Source organism: Pseudomonas sp. YY-1, from assembly GCF_002843095.1.
GTDB lineage: Bacteria > Pseudomonadota > Gammaproteobacteria > Pseudomonadales > Pseudomonadaceae > Aquipseudomonas > Aquipseudomonas sediminis_A.
The window spans coordinates 80,719-99,228 of sequence record NZ_PJLX01000019.1 but is presented as its reverse complement, the minus strand read 5'-3'; the positions used below and the strand labels follow the sequence as shown (position 1 = coordinate 99,228).

Annotated in this window: 18 protein-coding genes; 10 read left to right on the top strand and 8 right to left on the bottom strand. The window is 63.7% G+C overall.

What is annotated here, in order from left to right:
- The first annotated feature begins 53 nt into the window (after positions 1-53).
- The 4 genes from CXP40_RS21765 (at position 54) to CXP40_RS21750 (ending at position 3,336) form a co-directional block, all read left to right on the top strand.
- The gene (locus tag CXP40_RS21765) at positions 54-1,616 is read left to right on the top strand and encodes a bifunctional aminoglycoside phosphotransferase/ATP-binding protein (RefSeq protein ID WP_106735416.1); all 1,563 of its coding nucleotides are present in this window, start codon (positions 54-56) and stop codon (positions 1,614-1,616) included.
- A 93-nt stretch (positions 1,617-1,709) separates the two neighbouring features.
- The gene (locus tag CXP40_RS21760) at positions 1,710-2,054 is read left to right on the top strand and encodes a pentapeptide repeat-containing protein (RefSeq protein ID WP_099526067.1); all 345 of its coding nucleotides are present in this window, start codon (positions 1,710-1,712) and stop codon (positions 2,052-2,054) included.
- Between the two features lie 106 nt (positions 2,055-2,160).
- Positions 2,161-2,433: a TfoX/Sxy family protein gene (locus tag CXP40_RS21755; protein WP_099526068.1), complete on the top strand. Its 273-nt coding sequence runs from the start codon at positions 2,161-2,163 to the stop codon at positions 2,431-2,433.
- A gap of 105 nt (positions 2,434-2,538) precedes the next feature.
- Positions 2,539-3,336 (top strand): cyclic nucleotide-binding domain-containing protein, encoded by a 798-nt coding sequence (locus CXP40_RS21750; protein WP_106735415.1) that lies wholly within the window; start codon positions 2,539-2,541, stop codon positions 3,334-3,336.
- A 295-nt stretch (positions 3,337-3,631) separates the two neighbouring features.
- On the opposite strand, the gene CXP40_RS21745 is transcribed toward CXP40_RS21750, so the two are convergent.
- From CXP40_RS21745 to CXP40_RS21720, 6 genes are all read right to left on the bottom strand, one after another.
- Positions 3,632-4,039 carry a nuclear transport factor 2 family protein gene (locus tag CXP40_RS21745; protein WP_106735414.1) on the bottom strand — a complete coding sequence of 136 codons (408 nt, stop codon included), beginning with the start codon at positions 4,037-4,039 and terminating at the stop codon, positions 3,632-3,634.
- A 61-nt stretch (positions 4,040-4,100) separates the two neighbouring features.
- The gene (locus CXP40_RS21740) at positions 4,101-4,985 is read right to left on the bottom strand and encodes a ChaN family lipoprotein (protein ID WP_106735413.1); all 885 of its coding nucleotides are present in this window, start codon (positions 4,983-4,985) and stop codon (positions 4,101-4,103) included.
- Positions 4,986-5,000: 15 nt separating this feature from the next.
- Complete coding sequence (locus CXP40_RS21735; RefSeq protein WP_106735412.1) at positions 5,001-5,768, bottom strand: heme ABC transporter ATP-binding protein; 768 nt, start codon at positions 5,766-5,768, stop codon at positions 5,001-5,003.
- Entirely contained in the window at positions 5,768-6,754 is a 987-nt protein-coding gene (locus CXP40_RS21730) for an iron ABC transporter permease (RefSeq protein WP_177429705.1), read from the bottom strand. Before CXP40_RS21730 ends, CXP40_RS21735 begins: the two co-directional genes overlap by 1 nt.
- A gap of 50 nt (positions 6,755-6,804) precedes the next feature.
- On the bottom strand, positions 6,805-7,701 hold the full coding sequence (locus CXP40_RS21725; protein ID WP_106735410.1) for a hemin ABC transporter substrate-binding protein: 897 nt from the start codon (positions 7,699-7,701) through the stop codon (positions 6,805-6,807).
- A 55-nt stretch (positions 7,702-7,756) separates the two neighbouring features.
- Positions 7,757-8,821, bottom strand: a complete 1,065-nt coding sequence (locus tag CXP40_RS21720) for a hemin-degrading factor (RefSeq protein WP_106735409.1) — start codon at positions 8,819-8,821, stop codon at positions 7,757-7,759.
- A 192-nt stretch (positions 8,822-9,013) separates the two neighbouring features.
- Here CXP40_RS21720 and CXP40_RS21715 point away from each other — a divergent pair, with 192 nt between their 5' ends.
- Both CXP40_RS21715 and CXP40_RS21710 read left to right on the top strand, forming a co-directional pair.
- The gene (locus CXP40_RS21715) at positions 9,014-11,224 is read left to right on the top strand and encodes a TonB-dependent hemoglobin/transferrin/lactoferrin family receptor (RefSeq protein WP_106735408.1); all 2,211 of its coding nucleotides are present in this window, start codon (positions 9,014-9,016) and stop codon (positions 11,222-11,224) included.
- 137 nt (positions 11,225-11,361) lie between these two features.
- Complete coding sequence (locus CXP40_RS21710) at positions 11,362-11,679, top strand: Rieske (2Fe-2S) protein (RefSeq protein WP_041980719.1); 318 nt, start codon at positions 11,362-11,364, stop codon at positions 11,677-11,679.
- A gap of 54 nt (positions 11,680-11,733) precedes the next feature.
- Here CXP40_RS21710 and sfsA read toward each other — a convergent pair whose 3' ends face one another.
- Together sfsA and CXP40_RS21700 are read right to left on the bottom strand one after the other, a co-directional pair.
- Entirely contained in the window at positions 11,734-12,441 is a 708-nt protein-coding gene (gene sfsA, locus CXP40_RS21705) for a DNA/RNA nuclease SfsA (protein ID WP_106735407.1), read from the bottom strand.
- Positions 12,431-13,612, bottom strand: a complete 1,182-nt coding sequence (locus CXP40_RS21700) for a pyridoxal phosphate-dependent aminotransferase (protein ID WP_099526078.1) — start codon at positions 13,610-13,612, stop codon at positions 12,431-12,433. The genes sfsA and CXP40_RS21700 overlap by 11 nt, the downstream gene beginning before the upstream one ends.
- 258 nt (positions 13,613-13,870) lie before the next feature.
- On the opposite strand from CXP40_RS21700, the gene dksA reads away from it, so the two are divergent.
- The 4 genes from dksA to CXP40_RS21680 all read left to right on the top strand — a co-directional run bounded on the left by dksA (position 13,871) and on the right by CXP40_RS21680 (position 18,508).
- On the top strand, positions 13,871-14,317 hold the full coding sequence (gene dksA, locus CXP40_RS21695) for an RNA polymerase-binding protein DksA (protein ID WP_099526079.1): 447 nt from the start codon (positions 13,871-13,873) through the stop codon (positions 14,315-14,317).
- Between the two features lie 50 nt (positions 14,318-14,367).
- A complete protein-coding gene (gluQRS, locus tag CXP40_RS21690) occupies positions 14,368-15,252 on the top strand; it encodes a tRNA glutamyl-Q(34) synthetase GluQRS (RefSeq protein WP_106735406.1) in 885 nt (294 codons plus the stop codon).
- A gap of 141 nt (positions 15,253-15,393) precedes the next feature.
- Entirely contained in the window at positions 15,394-15,570 is a 177-nt protein-coding gene (locus CXP40_RS21685; protein ID WP_003244646.1) for a hypothetical protein, read from the top strand.
- Entirely contained in the window at positions 15,554-18,508 is a 2,955-nt protein-coding gene (locus tag CXP40_RS21680; RefSeq protein ID WP_106735405.1) for a sensor histidine kinase, read from the top strand. Before CXP40_RS21685 ends, CXP40_RS21680 begins: the two co-directional genes overlap by 17 nt.
- The last annotated feature ends 2 nt before the right edge of the window (positions 18,509-18,510 follow it).

The window sequence follows — 18,510 nt, the reverse complement described above, 5'->3', positions numbered from 1 at the left end:
CTCACAGCGGCCATAATGCCCAGCTCGAACAGCGTCTAGAACAAGGATCGAACGTGAGCCAAGCCCTGATTGCCGCATTGCAGAACCCGGCCCTGTATCCGCACCCTGTGGATGGGTTTCAGGTCATTGAGACCCACATTTCCTGGGTTTTGCTCACTGGCCCATACGCCTACAAGATCAAAAAACCGGTCAACTTCGGTTTTCTCGATTTCACCGAGCTCGATGCACGCCGTCATTTCTGCGAAGAAGAGCTGCGCCTCAACCAGCGATTGACCAAGGATTTGTATCTGGACGTGTTGCCGATCAGCGGCAGTGAAGACGCACCCAGCTTCGACGGCGGCACGCCAGCCATCGAATATGCACTGAAAATGCGCCAGTTTCCGCAGGAGCAACTGCTCAGCGCCATTCAGGCCCGCGGCGAACTGAACGACGCCCATATCGACGCCCTGGCCGAGCAGATCGCCACTTTTCACCTGAACGCACCGAAGGTACCGCAGGATCATCCGCTAGGCACTGCCGAAGCGGTAATGGTTCCGGTGCAACAAAATTTCGAGCAGATTCGTCCAATGCTCAGCGAGCAGGCAGACCTGCAGCAACTCGACGCCCTCGAGGCCTGGGCTCAGTCCAGCTACGAACGCCTGCAACCACTACTGAACGAACGCAAGACGCAGGGCTTCATCCGCGAATGCCACGGTGACATTCACCTGGGCAACGCCGCCCAGATCGATGGTCACGTGGTGCTGTTCGACTGCATCGAGTTCAACGAACCCTTCCGTTTTACCGACGTCACCGCCGATATCGCCTTCCTCGCGATGGACCTCGAAGACCGCGGCCTCAAGTGCCTGGCACGCCGCTTCATCAGCGGCTGGCTGGAACGCACCGGCGACTATGCAGCCCTGCAACTGCTGAATTTCTACAAGGCCTACCGCGCCATGGTTCGTGGCAAAGTCGCGTTGTTCCGCCTGGGTCAGGAACAGGACTCGGTGCAGCGAGCAGTGATCCTGCGCCAGTACCGTGGCTACGCCGCTCTGGCGGAGAGCTACAGCGCCATTCCATCGCCCTTCCTGGCCATCACCCATGGCGTATCCGCTGTCGGTAAGAGCCATGTCGCCATGCGCCTGGTCGAAGCACTGGGCACCATTCGCCTGCGCTCCGACATCGAGCGCAAGCGCCTGTTTGGCGAGCAAAGTGCCGAAGCCAAGGACCAGTTAAGCGCCGGCATCTACAGCAGCGACGCCAGCCAGGCGACTTACCAACGCCTGCACCAGTTGGCGCGCCAGACACTACTGGCAGGCTTTCCTGTGGTGATCGACGCAACCTATCTCAAGTCAGCGCAACGCCAGGCTGCCAGCGAAGTCGCTGAAGAGACTGGTGTGCCGTTCCTGATTCTCGACTGCCATGCGCCGCAAGCCGTCATCGCCAGTTGGCTGGAGCAGCGCCAGATCGAAGACCAGGACCCGTCCGATGCGACGCTGGACGTTATCCAGGCCCAGCAAACCAGTCGCGAACCACTCGACGACGAGGAGCAGAGCCATAGCAAGCGCGTCGATACACACGACAGTGCAAGCCTGGACAGCCTGGTCGAACGTATTCGCCAGCGTCTGCCAGGGATCTGAGCATCGTCGCGCCCTTGACCCATGGCTTCACCCTGCCAGGCAAACCCTGGCAGGGCTTCTATACTGCCGGTGAGACCACCACCGGTATCTGCCATGAGCCAGCCACGCCAGCTTGATCATCCGCTCTACCACCTCCTGCATAACGACGACGTGAAGGGCTTCAATGCGCAGAAGCCCAAGGGTGTCGAAGTCGACCTGTCTGGCGGCGACTTTCGCGGGCTCGACCTGCGCAACATGGACACCGACGCGATCAACTTCACCGACGCCTATTTTCGCGGCGCCGACCTGCGCGGCCTGGACTTCCGTAACGCCAAGATCGAAGGCGCCAGCCTGGCCCACGCACAGATCTCCGGCGCCTACTTTCCCGTCGAACTGACCGCCGATGAAATTCTCATGTCGGTGAATTTCGGCACGCGCCTGCGTTATCGCACCAAGTAGCAGCGCACACACCACGGTATGCGCCACTCAGGCCCAGGCAATTGGCCGCTACACTTTTTGGCAGGCACGCCAACGTGAACCTTTCACCCGCACGCATGGAGGCCCGATGAACGACGAACTGCAACACCTGAAGAACCTGGGCAAGACTTCGGCACAGTGGCTACACGCTGTGGGTATTCACAGCGCTAACGACTTGCGCCGCTACGGCGCTGTCGGCGCCTATCGCGCGGTCAGGGCGCGTGGCTTCCGTGCCTCCAAGGTGCTGCTTTACGCCATCGAGGGCGCGCTGCTCGATGTGCATTGGAGTGAGCTACCTGCGGCGCACAAGGCCGAACTGAACGGCAAGCTGGACGAAGCCCAGAGCCACAACAAGAGCTAGCTCACAACACCAGTGCAAGGTGATTTACTCGAAGAGCCGCACAGCCTATTGTTTCAGGGACCTTCGTGTGGTCAGCCAGCCCAGCCAGTTCAAGGAATTACGGTTATGTATTTACTCGGGGAGCAACCGGCCTACGCCGATCAGTTGATCAACCGCCTACAGAGTATCCCCACTCAGCTGCTGGAAGGGCTGCAACCCGCGGGTGAGCCACTGCGCCTGGAACGTGTCGATGACCTGGCTCAGGTACTGCCAGGCAATCAGCTATTCATCATCGAGAATGGCTTGTTGCATGCGCTGGTCGACGAGCGCCCGTTGTTCTATCTGCAGGAAGGCGATCTGGTCGGCCTGCGTCAGGGCATCGATCTGCCCTCCTGCCGCTACAGCAGTGAAGAACCCATCAGCCTGATTCCCTATTCGCGCAGTGACGTGTTCCAACACATCTATGCGAGCGAGCAGCGCCAGGAACAGTTCATTCAATACCTGATCGGCCATACTGCCCTGCTGTCCGACGCACTGGCACGCCTGAAACAACCGGAGATCCGTCCGGCGACTGGCTTCCAGCATTTCGCTGCCGGTGAGGAACTGATTCACCAGGGCGATGAAGCCGACCACGTGTTCATCATCATCGAGGGCCACGCCGAGGCCTACGTCGACGGCCAGAAGGTCGGTGACGTGCAGAAGGACGAAATCTTCGGTGCCATGGCAGTGTTCACGCGCGAGAAGCGTAGCGCCACGGTGGTCGCCAGCGAACCTTGCACGGTCATGGTGATCCCCAAGGAGCAGTTCCTCAGCCTGATGCAGAGTAACCCGCGCATCGCTCACAGCCTGATCGAGAGCATGGCCCGACGCATCGACCTGCTGAACAAGGAAGTGACTCAGCTGCGCCTGCCCGGCGAGCCCTGAGCCTTCATTTGGTCTCGACCAACCCCGGCCATCGCCGGGGTTTTGCATTTCTGAGCTCGGCAAAAACTTTCTGAGAAAAATTCTCAAAAGGGCGTTGACTATGAAAATGAGAATTGTTATTATTACCTCAACTGATCGCGAGATCAGCCGATAAGCTAAAGAGACCATTCAGTCGGACTCTTCAGATTATCTCCTCATCAGGCTAATCACGGTTATTGACCCGGCTCTTGCCGGGTCTTTTTTTGCCTGGACGAACGTCCGTCCCGCTGTCTCCAGCCGATGCCCCTAGCCGGATTCAATCGTCGACCTGCGCCAGCCAGTCCGGCAGGTTGAAATGCAGACTGATGCGCGTGATCAGCCCATTGCCGATTTCGAAGAACGCGCCCGCCCGCATCTCGTAACGCTGCCCGCAGGCCTCCGGCAGCCCATCGTCGGTCGCCAGGTACTCGCCAATGACGCGGTACTCGCAGGCAGCATGCCGCCCCTGTGGTTCGGCCAGAATCACCAATGCATCGACCGTCTCGCGATAGCAATGCAGTTGCCGCTCGAGAAAAGCAGCGAAGGCGTCGCGCCCGTGCTCGGCGAACCCCTGATTGGGCTCCAGAATCAGCTCGTCACTGACCCGTGCCAGGCAGGCGCGAATATCCCGATCATTGAGGGCGTTGAAATAACCTTGCAGCAGGTCGCGGACGTCAGTGGACATAGGGCAGGCTCCAGAGCGGCAAAGCGCCGAGGATACCTTGCGGCCTGCCTGCGAAAGGCGGCTAGGGTCGCAGTTTGGCGCAGTGATCCTGCGCAGGCTGCGCGGCGGTGAACCAGACGTAGTCAGCCATGGACGCGTCCACCGCACGACCGACCTCAGCCAGTATCAGCACCACATTGCCGGTCTGCGCATCGAGATCACCCAGGTGCAGCGGCACGCCGAGGTCCTTGCGCACGTGAAAGGCGCCAGCCAGCAGCAGGCTTGGCTGCGGTGCGGCCAACAGCGCCTCGGCCATGCGCCGGTCGCGCTGCTGCTGCACGGCGAGCATCGCCGGCAACTGGCTGTCCGGCAGCAAATCGCAGTGCGATTCACGGATATACGCCAGCAAACGCGCTTGCACCTCGCCTGCACTGGAGCGCTCGCCCTGCAAGGTCGGGCGCTGGCGGTAGATCTGCATGATCTCGGCACGGTCCAGATTGGCCGCGAGCAGGGGATAAGGTTGACGCAACTGATGTAGCACCAGCGGTCCGTACAGCGACCAGCCCCATCCCGACTGCCAGGCCAGCGCGTCGAACGGATCTGCAGGCACCTGCCCTGTGCGTGCAGCGGCCTGGGCCTGATCGACCCTGCTCTGCTGATCGGGATTGAGCATCTCCATCAACATACTGCCCTGCGGGCGTTGCCGGGATAGCTCACGCGACAGCCAGAGCTGCACGGCATGGTGATCGGGATTGTCATGCTGTTCGCCGACCAACACCCGCTGGGCCGGCGCCAGGCGACTCAGCAACTGCTCAGGGCTGATGGTTTGCCCACTGGCAAGATCGACGATACGACCCAGGTCGGCGTGCTCGCGGCCCAGCGGAGCGAGCGGCGCCGGGGGCGGTAGCGCATATCGACTCTGGCAGGCGGCCAGCAGCATCAGACAACTCAGCAGAACCACTCGCATCGAACTCTCCAAGGCTCAGCGTGCGACGATCAGGGGATGGCCGCGCTCGGGGTGAGTCTGCACCAGCACCTCCAGGCCGAAAACGGCCTGCAGCGGCTCGGCCCGCAACACCTCGGCAGGCGTGCCCAGCGCATGCGCCCTGCCCTGCTCCAGCAACAACAGGCGATCACAGTAACGCGCAGCCAGATTGAGGTCATGGAGAATCACCAGCACCGCCGCACCGGATTCAGCCAAACGACGAACCGCCTGCAGGCAGGTGTGCTGATGCAGGGGGTCGAGCATCGAGGTTGGCTCGTCGAGCAGCAGAATCTGCCCCTCGCCGCCCGGCCACAGCTGCGCCAGCACTCGCGCCAGGTGCACGCGCTGACGCTCACCGCCGGACAGGGCAAGATAGCTGCGCCCGGCCAAGTGCGCTGCATCAGCTGCGTGCAGCGCCTCCAGGATGATCTGCGCATCGCGCACGCGACCGCTGTCGTGAGGCAGACGGCCCATGGCGACCACCTCCTCGACGCGGAAGGCGAAATTCAGGCTCGAACTCTGCGGTAGCACTGCAAGCCGCCGGGCACGCTCCGGCCCCGACCATTCATCGAGCGCGCGCTGCTCCAGCGTCACCTGCCCGGCACTGGCCGGCAACTCGCCGGTCAGCGCTGCCAGCAAGGTGCTCTTGCCCGCACCATTCGGCCCCAGCACACCCAGCACTTCGCCTGGACGCAGCTGCAGATCGATGTCACTGAGCACCACACAGGGCCCGCGGCGAACTTCCAACCGTTCGACCTGCAGCATCAGCTTCGCCCCCGCACCAACAGATAAAGAAAGAACGGTGCGCCGATCAGCGCCGTGACGATGCCGATCGGCAACTCGGCAGGTGCCAACGCCAGGCGTGCAACCAGATCAGCCAGCAGCAGCAGGCTGGCACCGGCCAGTGCGGATGCCGGTAACAGCAAGCGATGATCGGGGCCGACCAGCAGCCGCATCAGGTGCGGAACCACCAACCCGATAAAGCCGATCAGGCCGGCGGCGGCTACTGCAGCGCCGACACCCAGCGCCGTGCAGAACACCAGCTCGCGCTTGAGGCGCTCCACATCGAAACCGAGGTGGCGCGCCTCCGACTCGCCCAGCAGCAGCGCGTTCAGCGCTCGTGCCCGCCGCGGCAACCATAGCGCCACGGCCAGCGTTGCCAGCAACAACGGCCAGAGCCGTGCGTAACTGGCGCCATTGAGACTCCCCAGGTTCCAGAACGTCAGGGTACGCAACGTCGCATCGTCAGCCAGGTAGGTGAACAGGCCGATGGCCGCGCCAGCGAGTGCGGTCAGGGCAATGCCGGCCAGCAACATGGTCGCCACGTGGGTCTGCCCATCACGCCGACCCAGGCGGTAGACCAGCGCCGTCACCAGCAAGCCACCGACGAAGGCACAGGCCGACAGTAGATAAGGCGCGAAGGCTTCGGGCAAACCGCCGAACGCGGCGCCGCCAACAATGGCCACCGCAGCGCCCAGCGCGGCACCGCTGGAAACGCCGACCAGGCCAGGGTCCGCCAGAGGGTTGCGAAACAGCCCCTGCATCGCCACACCACAGAGCGCCAGCACCATACCCACGGCGAGCCCAAGCAGCGTGCGCGGCATACGGATCTGCGCCAGGATCAGTTCCGCCTGCTGCACCGACGCATCAGCTGCAAGCGGCACGCCCAGCAGACGCAGCGCGGCACGCAGAGTGTCGCCCAGCGGCAGGCTGACCGGGCCGAGCGCCAGCGAGAGCCACAGCGCAAGCACGAGCAGCAGGCCCAGTGCGATGAACAATGGGCGCGTCGAAAGAGGTGAGGTCATGGCGCGCGTTTGGCTTCAGCTGTCAGAGAGTGGCTGGCAGGATAAAAGCCTGCGCCGAGCATCGCCAGCCCATCCGGCACACGCGGTCCAAGACCGCCGACCAGCAGGGTCGGGTCGAGCGTTAGCAAACGCCCCTCGCGCGCCGCACGCGTACCGGCCAGCGCCGGGTTCTGCTGCAGCAGGGCCTGCCTAGCAGCATCGCCTTCAAGAGCACGATCAGCGACCACCACGACCTGCGGATCGAGCGCCAGCAGCGCTTCGCTGGACAGCGCCTTGTAGCCATTGTGACTGGCCAGGTTGCGCCCACCGGCGCGACTGATCAGCCAATCGGCCACAGTATCGACGCCGCCCACCAACGGGCTGCCACCGGCGTGCCCGAGCAACAGCAACACACCGGGCGCTTCCTGGCTGCGCTGGGCCTGCTCGACCCACTGCTGCTGAGTCTGCAGACGCGCCTGGTAATCGGCGAAGGCGCGTTGCGCTGCCGCTTCATCCCCGAGCAACTGGCCCAGACGTTTCAGGTTGGCTTGCAGGCTGTCCAGCTCCGCGCGCGCCGTCAGACGTTCGATACGTACGCCGGCTGCTGCCAGTTGCTCGAGCACCGGTGGCGGGCCCATCTCCTCGCTGCCCAGCAGCAGGTCCGGGCGCAGGGCGAGAATGCCCTCGGCAGCCAGTTGCCGTTGATAACCGACGCTGGGCAGCTTGGTCAGCGACGCCGGATGACGACTGGTGGTATCGACACCCACCAGTTTGCTCTCGCCGCCCAGCAACACCACCCACTCACTCAGGGCACCACCGGAACTCACCCAGCGCTGCGGCAATGGCTCTGCAAGCGCCAGATTGGGAAACAGCAGGACAGCCGCCAGGCCGCCCAGAATATTCGCAAGACGCATGGTCTCGACTCCTCGAACGTGACATCGACCGGCCCCAGCGGGGATCCGGCACGGATCAGGCCAGCACCTGCAGCGACTCGGCCAGCTCGCGCCAGTCATCACGCTCAGCCATGCCAGGCTTGCGAGCGCCGAACAGCTGGACGACCAGCTCGCCCTCGGCATCGAAGGCTTCCAGGCTGGTGATCACGCCATCGACGCTGGGCTTGCGCACGCGCCACAGCTCGACCACACCACGGGTCTGCAGGTGCAGGTTGAAATCGGGGTCGAGTACGTTGAACCAGCTGTCCATCCAGCGCAGATTGTGCACCGAGCCGGTGTGAATCTGGATGCAGTAACGGTTACCGACGAACACCATGATCGGCACTTCACGGGCAGCGGCCTGCTCCATCAGCACTGTCAGCTCGGAGGTCGCCAGCGGCTGCGCCCATTGCTCACCCGCCAGGCGCAACGCCTGGGTACGCGCGACTTCATGCTTTTTCAGCAGGGCGAAAAAATGGTGGGTGTCCTGCAGCGTCGCCCAGCCCTCACGCAGCGCCTGGCTGTCGACCTCCGCATCGGCCTTGCGCGCTGGTGCGGCTGGCGGTGGCAGCAATTGCAGCTCGGCATTCTGCTCGCCGGCGAAACGCTCGACCAACGGCTGCCAGGCGCTTAACTTGCTGTGCTCGGTCAGGTAGACCTTGTGCACGGCGACGCCCTGCTGGTCGAACACCTGGATGCTGCGTTGGGTGCCCTTGGCGGTTTCCTCGGCGATGGCGAACACGCTGGCCCAACCACCGAGGAACAGGCGCAGGTCGATGTCGGCAGACACCACCAGGCCCATCTGCCCGGATGCGGCAACGCTCACTTCACGGTACAGCCCCTTGCTCTCATGGACGCAATGCTCGTTACGCGTCAGCACCATGACCCGACCGAGTTCGCCAAGCGCCGGCAGCAGCGCGGCCCAATCCGGGCGCAAGCGCTGCGCGTCGATGCCCAGGCGGCTAGCGGTCAACTCGGCCTCGCTGACACCTAGCTGCGCCGCTGCTTCCCGGGCGCGCAGACGGGGTTGCTCATCACGCAGCGTTTGCCAGGCCTGGTAAAGACCAGCAGCCGGGGCTGCCAAGTTATTTGCGGTACTCATCGGGATTTCCTCTCTCACGGGCAGTTACCACCACCGTCGGCGACGCGAACGCGTACCGACACGGCAGTGCAATTTGAGAGAACGATAATCTACCTGAGAATTATTTGCATCAAATAAGTAATCTGGTTAACGTCTTGCGCCGTCGCCAACCAGGCAGTCGCAGAGCTGCCACACATGCACCGGAGTATCACCATGCACGTTCGCCCGCCCCTCGCTCGCCGCTCCTGGCTCGCGCTGCTGTTGCTGTGCCCTTCGCTGGCTCTGGCTGAAACGCCAGCCGAGCTACCCGCTGTCGAGGTCACTGGAGTGGCGGCCAAGCAACCGCTGCCGACCACGACCCAGACCGACGCCCAGACGCTGGAACGCCGACAGATTCGCAGCTTCGATGACCTGTCGCGCCGTGCCGAGCCGGGACTGAACTACAACCGCAGCAACAACAGCATCAACATCCGTGGTCTGGACCGCGACCGTGTGCTCACCACCCTCGATGGTATTCGCATGCCCTGGCTGAACGACGCCGTGCGCGACGTCAACGGCGGCCTCAACAGCATCGACTTCCAGGGTCTGTCCTCCATCGACGTGGTGCGCGGCGCCAACTCCAGCCAGGTTGGCTCAGGCGCCCTCGGCGGAGCGCTGCAATTGCGTACGCTGAACCCGGACGACCTGCTGGGCGACAAGGACGAGTTCGCCGGAATGATCAAGAACGACTACGACAGCGCCGACCGCAGCTGGGGGCTCAATGCCGCGCTGGCCGGTCGTTTCAACGACACCTCCTGGTTGCTCCAGGCTGGCGGGCGCAAGGGGCACGAGCTCGATAACCAGGGCAACCGTGATGTTCTGGGCAGCCAGCGCACCGAGGCCAACCCCAGTGACACCGATCAGCACAGCCTGCTGCTCAAGGTTCAGCAGAAGCTCGGCGGCGGGCACCGCGTCGGTGTGACCGCCGAACTGTTCGAGCGCACAGAAGACATGGACAGCCGCATCAACCAGGGCACCGCCAACTATCCACGGCACTATGAAACCCGCGAGAGCAACGAGCGCAAGCGCCTGTCCTTCGACCACCAGTACCGTGCCGAGAGCAGCGACAGCCTGCTGGATTGGGCCGACACCATCGTCTACTGGCAGAAGCTGCGTCGCGAAGACGAGGTGGACGCCACTCGCGCCGGAACCCTCGCCGGCCCGTTCGGCCGTAACAACGAAATCGAGAAAACCCAATACGGCATCAACGGCAGCCTGGGCAAGCAACTGGGGCAGCACAACCTGACCCTGGGTGCGGAGTGGAGCCGCATCGAGGCCGAGCAGTACAGCGGCGGCTACGATGCCTGCCCCAGCGTACTGGTACCGCCCTTCCCGCCGCGCCCGGACAGCACGCCCGCCGGCATCTACTTTTCCTGCATCAACCTGCACACCAATCAGGCCGAAATGCCGAAGACGCCGGGCAACCTGTACGGCCTCTACCTGAAAGACGACATCGCCCTCAGCGACACACTGACCCTGACGCCGGGCGTGCGCTATGACCGCTACGAGTACAAACCCAAGAGCGGCACCAGCGGTTACGTGCTGGCCGGCGACAGTGTGATGCTCACCGAAAACAAGGACTCCAACTGGGCCGGCAGCCTGCTGCTGACCTGGCAGGCGCACGAGCTGGCAACCCTCTACGCGCAGTGGGCGCAGGGCTTCAAGGCACCGGACGTCAACGAGCTGTACAGCACCTTCACCAACTCCGGCATGGGCTACGCGCGCGTCGGCAACCCCAACCTCAAGCCCGAGGAAAGCACCGGCTACGAAGTCGGCGCGCGCCTGGGCGACAAGCATCTCGGCGGCTCCGTCAGCCTGTTCGACAACCGTTACAAGAACTTCATCGACAGCATCACCGCCAACGAAGAGGACTACGGCTTCCAGGCCGGAGAATTCCCGACCTTCTTCGAGGTGATGGAGAACCGCGACAAGGTGCGTATCTACGGCGCCGAAGGCACCGCGCACTGGCAGTTCGCACCCTCCTGGCAAGCCTGGAGCTCGGTCGCCTGGGCCGTGGGCAAGGACCGCGAAACCAAACAGCACCTGAACTCGGTCGCCCCGCTGACTGGCACCCTCGGTCTCAGCTACACCCAGCAGCACTATGGTGCGGACCTGATGCTGACCGCCGCCCGCCGTCGCGACAAGGTCGAGAACGACAGCGACTTCAAGGCCCCCGGCTATGGCGTGGTCGACCTCACCGGTTACTGGCAACCGGCAGCGCTGGATGGCGTCCGGCTGCAGGCCGGTCTGTTCAACCTGTTCGACAAGAAGTACTGGAACGCCCTCAATGTGCCCAGCATTGGCGGCCGCACCACACCTCAACCGGTCGACTACTACAGCGAGCCGGGTCGCACCTTCCGCGTGTCGGCCTCCTGGCAGTTCTGAGTTCCACTTGGCGCAAGGATGCGCCCTCCTCCTTCTTGCGGGATAATTCGCCCGTCTTGCGGCGCTATGCGCCACCTTCTTCCTGCCGGAGGAAGGTCATCCGAGGTCGTCGACCTTCACGCTAACGGGAAACCGCGATGATTCGCTTGTGCGCCCCACAGGAACTGGCCGAGGGTCAGAGCCGGGGCTTCGTGCTCGACCAGTTGAACCTGCTTGCGGTACGCAGGGACGGTCAGGTGCACGCCTATATCAACCGCTGCCCACATCGCGGCATTGCCCTGGAGTGGCGGCCAGACGATTTTCTCGATGACAGCGGCAGCCTGATCCGCTGCGCGACTCACGGTGCGCTGTTTCTGATCGAGAGCGGTGAATGCGTGGCTGGCCCGTGCGAGGGCCAGGCGCTGCAGAGGCTGGCGTGCAAGGAAGACGCGAACGGAATCTGGATTGCGCCGTAGGATGCGCTGTGCGCACGGCGTTCCCAAAGCAGTAGCCGGTGCGCACGGCGCACCCTACGCAAGGACTTCCAGCCGGCGGACCAGGGTGATCCCTTCAGGGCTGAGCTCGGCGCCGTAGGCCAGCACCTCCACCCCCGCAGCCTTGGCATCACGCAATCCCGCCGCGTAGGTCGGATCGATTTCCTCGGCGGCGCGCACTGCGCGAATGCCGGAGAGATTCACGCAGTACAGTTGCACCGTGCGCACTCCGGCACGCGCCAGCGCGGCCAGCTCGCGTAGGTGCCTGGCGCCGCGCTGCGTCACTGCATCGGGAAAGGCCGCCACATCGCTGCCATCGAAGCCCAGCGTCACGCTCTTGACCTCGACAAAGGCCGGCCCGTCCGGGTAATCCAGACGAAAATCGGCGCGGCTGTTCTCCACCCCGTAAGCCACCTCGCGCTTGAGCGCGGTAAAGCCAGCCAGTTCGCTGATCACGCCGGCACGCAGCGCTTCTTCCACCAGCGCGTTGGCCCGCGCGGTGTTGATGCAGGCCAGGCGCCCCTGCGGCGTTTCGCTGATTTCCCAACTGCCCGGCAACTTGCGCTTGGGATCGTTGCTGCGGCTGAACCACACCCGACAGCCTTCACTCATGCAGTTGAGCATCGAGCCGGTGTTGGCGCAGTGGATGGTCATCTGCTCGCCGCTGGCCGTCTCGATATCGGCGAGAAAGCGCTTGTAGCGGCGCAACAGCCGCCCTTCCTCCAGCGGCGGATCAAAGCGCATCGGGCTTCCAGCTCTTCAGGCCGCGCGCGATACGCTCGACCGCCTGCTGCAGACGCTCGACGTTCTGCGTATAGGCGAAGCGCACATGGTGCCCAGCCTGGTAACGGCCGAAATCCAGACCCGGGGTGAAGGCCACATGCTCGGTTTCGATGAAGTGCCGGCAGAAAGCGAAGGCGTCGCCGCCAAAGGCGCTGATGTCGGCATATAGATAGAAGGCGCCTTCAGGCGTGGCGGCGATACCGAAGCCCAGCTCACGCAATGCCGGCAGCAGGTAGTCACGGCGACGCTGGAATTCATGACGCCGCTCTTCGAAGATCGCCAGCGTGGCCGGTTCAAAGCAGGCCAGCGCGGCATGCTGGGCCATGCTCGGCGCACTGATATAGAGATTCTGCGCCAGCTTCTCCAACTCAGGCACCGCCGCCTCAGGCGCCACCAACCAACCCAGGCGCCAGCCGGTCATACCGAAATATTTGGAGAAACTATTGAGGACGAAGGCATCGTCGTCCACTTCCAGCACGCTCGGGGCATCGCAGCCGTAGGTCAGGCCGTGGTAGATCTCGTCCACCACCAGATGACCGCCACGCTGTTTGAGGCAGGTCGACAGGGCCGCCAGCTCATCCTTGTGCAGCAAGGTGCCGGTCGGGTTGGCCGGCGACGCGACCAGGGCGCCGACGCTGCCTGAGTCCCAATGCCGTTCTACCAATTGCGGGGTGAGCTGGTAACGCACGTCCGGGCCGACGGGCACCAGTTGCGCGGCGCCTTCGACCAGGCGCAAAAAATGACGATTGCACGGGTAGCCCGGGTCGGCCAGCAACCAGTGCTTGCCCGGGTCGACCAACAGGCTGGCGGCCAGCAGCAGTGCGCCGGAGCCGCCCGGTGTAACCAGAATACGCTGCGGATCGATGCTCAGCCGGTAACGCTCGGCGTAGAAGCCGGCGATGGCTTCACGCAGCTGCGGCAGGCCGCGGGCCGCAGTGTAGCGCGTGTGCCCGGCGGCCAACGCGGCCTGGCCGGCACGGATGATCGGCTCGGCCGTGGTGAAGTCCGGCTCGCCGATTTCCAGGTGAATCACATCATGGCCGGCGGCCTGCAACTCGTTGGCACGCGCCAGCAGGGCCATCACGTGGAAGGGTTCGATGGCGCGACTGCGCGCACTGTAGAGCTGAGCCATGAGTCTGTCTTCAGGGTTGCGAGGCGCGGATTCTAGCAGGGCAGCTCAAGGCCACGGCAAGGGCGCCAAAGCGCCGCTACGCTTGCAGAGCAGTCCCTTGCGGATTTCGCTCACACACCGGACAAGGCATAGACAACCGGGAGTAGCGCGCCCCGATTTGATCTGGTAAGTTCGCCGGCTTGCAGTCGCAGGGCCGGACAAACGCCTGGCAATGGAATAACCTGCGCGATGGATTTGAAAGAGTGAGAGGCGTCATCCATGCCCACAAAAGAAAAAGCCAAAAGCACCAGCCAGCTGATTCGTGGTTTCGAGCCTTATCCAGAGAAGAAGGGCGAGGAATACATGAGCGAGCCGATGCGCGCTCACTTCACCGGCATCCTCAATAAGTGGAAGCTGGAGCTGATGCAGGAAGTCGACCGTACCGTGCACCACATGCAGGACGAAGCGGCCAACTTCCCGGATCCGGCCGACCGCGCCAGCCAGGAAGAAGAATTCAGCCTGGAACTGCGTGCCCGTGACCGCGAGCGCAAGCTGATCAAGAAGATCGACGAAACCCTGCAGCTGATCGAAGACAACGATTACGGCTGGTGCGACTCCTGCGGTGTAGAGATCGGCATTCGCCGCCTCGAAGCCCGCCCGACCGCCACGCTGTGCATCGACTGCAAGACGCTGGCGGAAATCAAGGAAAAGCAGGTCGGTTCCTGATCTGACAACGGGGCGCTTAGGCGCCCCGCTCTGTTTCTGGCTCTAGCTCCATGAACACAGCCTATGTCGGGCGCTTCGCCCCCACGCCCAGCGGCTATCTGCACTTCGGCTCGCTGGTCGCCGCTCTCGCCTCCTACCTCGATGCCCGCGCCGCTGGCGGTCGCTGGCTGCTGCGCATGGAAGACCTCGACCCGCCACGGGAAGTGCCCGGCGCTCAGGATGCGATTCTGCGCACGCTGGAAGCCTACGGTTTCGAGTGGGACGGCGAGTTGGTGCGCCAGAGCGAGCGCCACGCCGAATACACAGCGGTGATCGCCCGGCTATTCAGCCAGGGCCTGGCCTACGCCTGCATCTGCTCGCGCAAGCAGCTCGAAGGCCACGCCGGCATTTATCCGGGGTTCTGCCGTAACGCCTGCCACCCTGACCACGAAGCGGCCATCCGCCTGCGCGTGCCAGAGCTGGACTATCACTTCATCGACCGAGTGCAGGGCGAATTTCGCCAGCAGTTGGGCCGTGAAGTCCGCGACTTCGTGATTCGCCGGCGCGACGGCTTGTTCGCCTATCAGCTCGCCGTGGTGCTGGACGATGCCTGGCAAGGTGTTACCGACGTGGTGCGCGGCGCCGACCTGCTCGACTCCACCCCGCGCCAACTCTATCTGCAGGAACTGCTGGGGCTGTCGCAACCGCGTTACCTGCACGTGCCGCTGATCATTCAGCCGGACGGGCACAAGCTGGGCAAGAGCTACCGCTCGCCACCACTACCCGCCGATCAGGCCGGGCCTCTGCTGCTACGCGCCCTGCGCGCGCTGGGGCAACAACCACCCGCCGAATTGCAAGGCGCGGCATCTGCCGAGCTGCTGGCCTGGGGCATCGCCAACTGGGACGCCACACGCATTCCGCGCAGCCGCACCCTGGCCGAAACGCAATTGAGGTAGGGCGCGCCGCGCACCAGTGCACACCGGATAAGCTCGCACGGCCTCGGTGCGCATGGCGCACCCTACATGGCTGACTTCAAGTTTGTGGCTTGAAGCGCGCAGCTTCCTTTACCATCGCGGCATCTTTCGACGAGATGTCACATGTATATCTACCGACTGGTTCTGATCCTGGTAGTGGGGATCTACCTGTTCTCACCGGCCATCATGGACTGGTGGATCGACCCCAATGGCGCCTGGTATCGGCCTTATCTGCTGTGGCTGATCCTGATCGTCGTTACCTTCATCCTTCAGAGCCAACGCGATGCTGACGAGCTTTAGCCTGAGCGAACTGATCCTGATCAGCGCCGGCTATCTGCTGGTGCTGTTCGGTGTCGCCTGGGTCAGTGAACACGGCCTTATCCCCCGCTGGATCATCCGCCATCCACTGACCTACACCCTGTCACTTGGCGTCTACGCCAGCGCCTGGGCCTTCTATGGCACGGTGGGTCTGGCCTACCAGTATGGTTACGGCTTCCTGGCCAGTTACCTCGGCGTATCCGGGGCCTTCCTGTTGGCGCCGGTGCTGCTCTACCCGATCCTGCGCATCACCCGCACCTACCAGTTGTCATCGCTGGCCGACCTGTTCGCCTTTCGCTTTCGCAGCACCTGGGCCGGCGCCCTGACCACGCTGTTCATGCTGATCGGTGTGCTGCCGCTGTTGGCCCTGCAGATCCAGGCGGTGGCCGACTCCATCGGCATCCTCAGCCGCGAACCATTGCAGGAAAAGGTCGCGCTGAGCTACTGCGGCCTGATCATCCTGTTCACCATCCTGTTCGGCGCGCGCCATATCGCCACCCGCGAGAAGCACGAGGGCCTGGTGTTCGCCATCGCCTTCGAGTCCCTGGTCAAGTTGGTCGCGCTGGGCGTCATTGGCTGGTACGCGCTGTATCAGGTATTCGGCGGCCCACGTGAGCTGGAGCTGTGGCTGGTGCAAAACCAGGCCGCGCTGTCGACCCTGCACACACCGCTGCAGGAAGGCCCGTGGCGCACCCTGCTGCTGGTGTTCTTCGCTTCGGCCATCGTCATGCCGCACATGTACCACATGACCTTCACCGAGAACCTCAACCCGCGCGCCATGGTCAGTGCCAGCTGGGGCCTGCCGCTGTTCCTGTTGCTGATGAGCCTGGCGGTGCCGCTGATTCTCTGGGCGGGTCTCAAGCTCGGCGCAACCACCAACCCCGAGTACTTCACTCTGGGCCTGGGGATCGCGGTCAACAGTGAAACCCTGGCGTTATTGGCTTATGTCGGTGGGCTGTCGGCCTCCAGCGGCCTGATCATCGTCTCGACCCTGGCACTGTCCGGCATGGCGCTGAATCACCTAGTGCTGCCGCTGTACCAGCCCCCAGCCGAAGGCAACATCTACCGCTGGCTGAAGTGGACGCGCCGCGCGCTGATCGCCTTCATCATCATGGCCGGCTACGGCTTCTACCTGCTGCTCGGTGCGCAGCAGGATCTGGCCAACCTGGGCATCGTCGCCTTCGTCGCCACCCTGCAGTTCCTGCCCGGCGTGCTCTCGGTGCTGTATTGGCAGACGGCCAATCGCCGCGGCTTCCTCGCCGGCCTGCTGGCCGGCATCAGCGTCTGGGCGCTGACCATGCTGTTGCCGCTGCTGGGCAATCTGGAAGGTTTCTACCTGCCGCTGTTCAACGTCATCTATGTGCTCGACGATGCCAGCTGGCACCTGGCGGCCATTGCTTCGCTCGCCGCCAACGTGCTGGTGTTCACCCTGGTATCGCTGTTCACCGACGCCAGCCCCGAGGAGAAGAGCGCCGCCGAAGCCTGCGCGGTGGACAACGTGCGCCGCCCGCAACGGCGCGAGCTGGTCGCCGACTCGCCGCAGGACTTCGCCGCGCAACTGGCCAAGCCGCTTGGCGCCAAGACCGCACAGCGCGAGGTGGAACAGGCTCTGCGTGACCTGCACCTGCCCTTCGACGAAAGCCGTCCCTATGCCCTGCGCCGCCTGCGCGACCGAATCGAGGCCAACCTCTCCGGTCTGATGGGCCCGAGCGTGGCGCAGGACATCGTGGAAACCTTCCTGCCCTACAAGTCCGGCACCGAGGGCTACGTCACCGAGGACATCCACTTCATCGAAAGCCGCCTGGAGGACTACCAGTCGCGCCTTACCGGCCTGGCCGCCGAGCTCGATGCGCTGCGCCGCTACCACCGCCAGACCCTGCAGGAGTTGCCGATGGGGGTGTGCTCGCTGGCCAAGGACCAGGAGATCCTGATGTGGAATCGGGCCATGGAAGAACTCACCGACATCCCCGCACAACGCATCGTCGGCTCACGCCTGAGCACCCTGAGCGAACCCTGGCAGAGCCTGCTGCAGGACTTCATCGAACGCCCCGACCAGCACCTGCATAAACAGCACCTGGCGCTCGATGGCCAGATCCGCTGGCTCAACCTGCACAAGGCGGCCATCAACGAGCCACTGGCACCCGGTAACAGCGGCCTGGTGCTGCTGGTCGAGGACCAGACCGAAACGCAGATGCTCGAAGACAAACTGGTGCACTCCGAGCGCCTGGCCAGCATCGGCCGTCTCGCTGCGGGCGTCGCCCACGAGATCGGCAACCCGATCACCGGTATCGCCTGCCTGGCGCAGAACCTGCGCGAGGAACGTGAGACCGACGCCGAGCTGACCGAAATCAGCGGGCAGATTCTCGAACAGACCAAGCGCGTGTCACGCATCGTCCAATCGCTGATGAGCTTCGCCCACTCCGGCAGCCACCAGCGCAGCGACGAGCCGGTGTGCCTGGCCGATGTGGCGCAGGACGCCATCGGTCTGCTGTCGCTGAACAAGCGCAACTTCGATATCCAGTTCTACAACCTGTGCGATCCGCAGCACTGGGCCTGCGGCGATCCGCAGCGCCTGGCCCAGGTGCTGATCAACCTGCTGTCCAACGCCCGTGACGCCTCGCCTCCCGGCGGCGCCATCCGCGTACGCAGCGAAGCCAGCGAGCACACCGTAGACCTGATCGTCGAGGACGAGGGCAGCGGTATTCCCAAGGCGATCATCGACCGCCTGTTCGAGCCCTTCTTCACCACCAAGGACCCTGGCGAAGGGACCGGCCTGGGCCTCGCGCTGGTCTATTCGATCGTGGAAGAGCATTATGGACAGATAACAATCGACAGCCCGGCTGACCCCGAGCGCCAATTGGGCACTCGAATTCGGGTCACCCTACCGAGGCATGTCGAGGCGACGTCCGTAGCGATGTAAAC

Excerpts from the sequence above, each read along its gene's own strand:
- CXP40_RS21760 (WP_099526067.1), top strand. The coding sequence starts at position 1,710 with ATGAGCCAGCCACGCCAGCTTGATCATCCGCTCTACCACCTCCTGCAT.
- CXP40_RS21735 (WP_106735412.1), bottom strand. The coding sequence starts at position 5,768 with ATGCTGCAGGTCGAACGGTTGGAAGTTCGCCGCGGGCCCTGTGTGGTG.
- dksA (WP_099526079.1), top strand. The coding sequence starts at position 13,871 with ATGCCCACAAAAGAAAAAGCCAAAAGCACCAGCCAGCTGATTCGTGGT.
- CXP40_RS21715 (WP_106735408.1), top strand. The coding sequence starts at position 9,014 with ATGCACGTTCGCCCGCCCCTCGCTCGCCGCTCCTGGCTCGCGCTGCTG.
- sfsA (WP_106735407.1), bottom strand. The coding sequence starts at position 12,441 with ATGCGCTTTGATCCGCCGCTGGAGGAAGGGCGGCTGTTGCGCCGCTAC.
- CXP40_RS21750 (WP_106735415.1), top strand. The coding sequence starts at position 2,539 with ATGTATTTACTCGGGGAGCAACCGGCCTACGCCGATCAGTTGATCAAC.
- gluQRS (WP_106735406.1), top strand. The coding sequence starts at position 14,368 with ATGAACACAGCCTATGTCGGGCGCTTCGCCCCCACGCCCAGCGGCTAT.
- CXP40_RS21700 (WP_099526078.1), bottom strand. The coding sequence starts at position 13,612 with ATGGCTCAGCTCTACAGTGCGCGCAGTCGCGCCATCGAACCCTTCCAC.
- CXP40_RS21745 (WP_106735414.1), bottom strand. The coding sequence starts at position 4,039 with ATGTCCACTGACGTCCGCGACCTGCTGCAAGGTTATTTCAACGCCCTC.
- CXP40_RS21685 (WP_003244646.1), top strand. The coding sequence starts at position 15,394 with ATGTATATCTACCGACTGGTTCTGATCCTGGTAGTGGGGATCTACCTG.
- CXP40_RS21740 (WP_106735413.1), bottom strand. The coding sequence starts at position 4,985 with ATGCGAGTGGTTCTGCTGAGTTGTCTGATGCTGCTGGCCGCCTGCCAG.
- CXP40_RS21680 (WP_106735405.1), top strand. The coding sequence starts at position 15,554 with ATGCTGACGAGCTTTAGCCTGAGCGAACTGATCCTGATCAGCGCCGGC.
- CXP40_RS21710 (WP_041980719.1), top strand. The coding sequence starts at position 11,362 with ATGATTCGCTTGTGCGCCCCACAGGAACTGGCCGAGGGTCAGAGCCGG.
- CXP40_RS21720 (WP_106735409.1), bottom strand. The coding sequence starts at position 8,821 with ATGAGTACCGCAAATAACTTGGCAGCCCCGGCTGCTGGTCTTTACCAG.
- CXP40_RS21725 (WP_106735410.1), bottom strand. The coding sequence starts at position 7,701 with ATGCGTCTTGCGAATATTCTGGGCGGCCTGGCGGCTGTCCTGCTGTTT.
- CXP40_RS21755 (WP_099526068.1), top strand. The coding sequence starts at position 2,161 with ATGAACGACGAACTGCAACACCTGAAGAACCTGGGCAAGACTTCGGCA.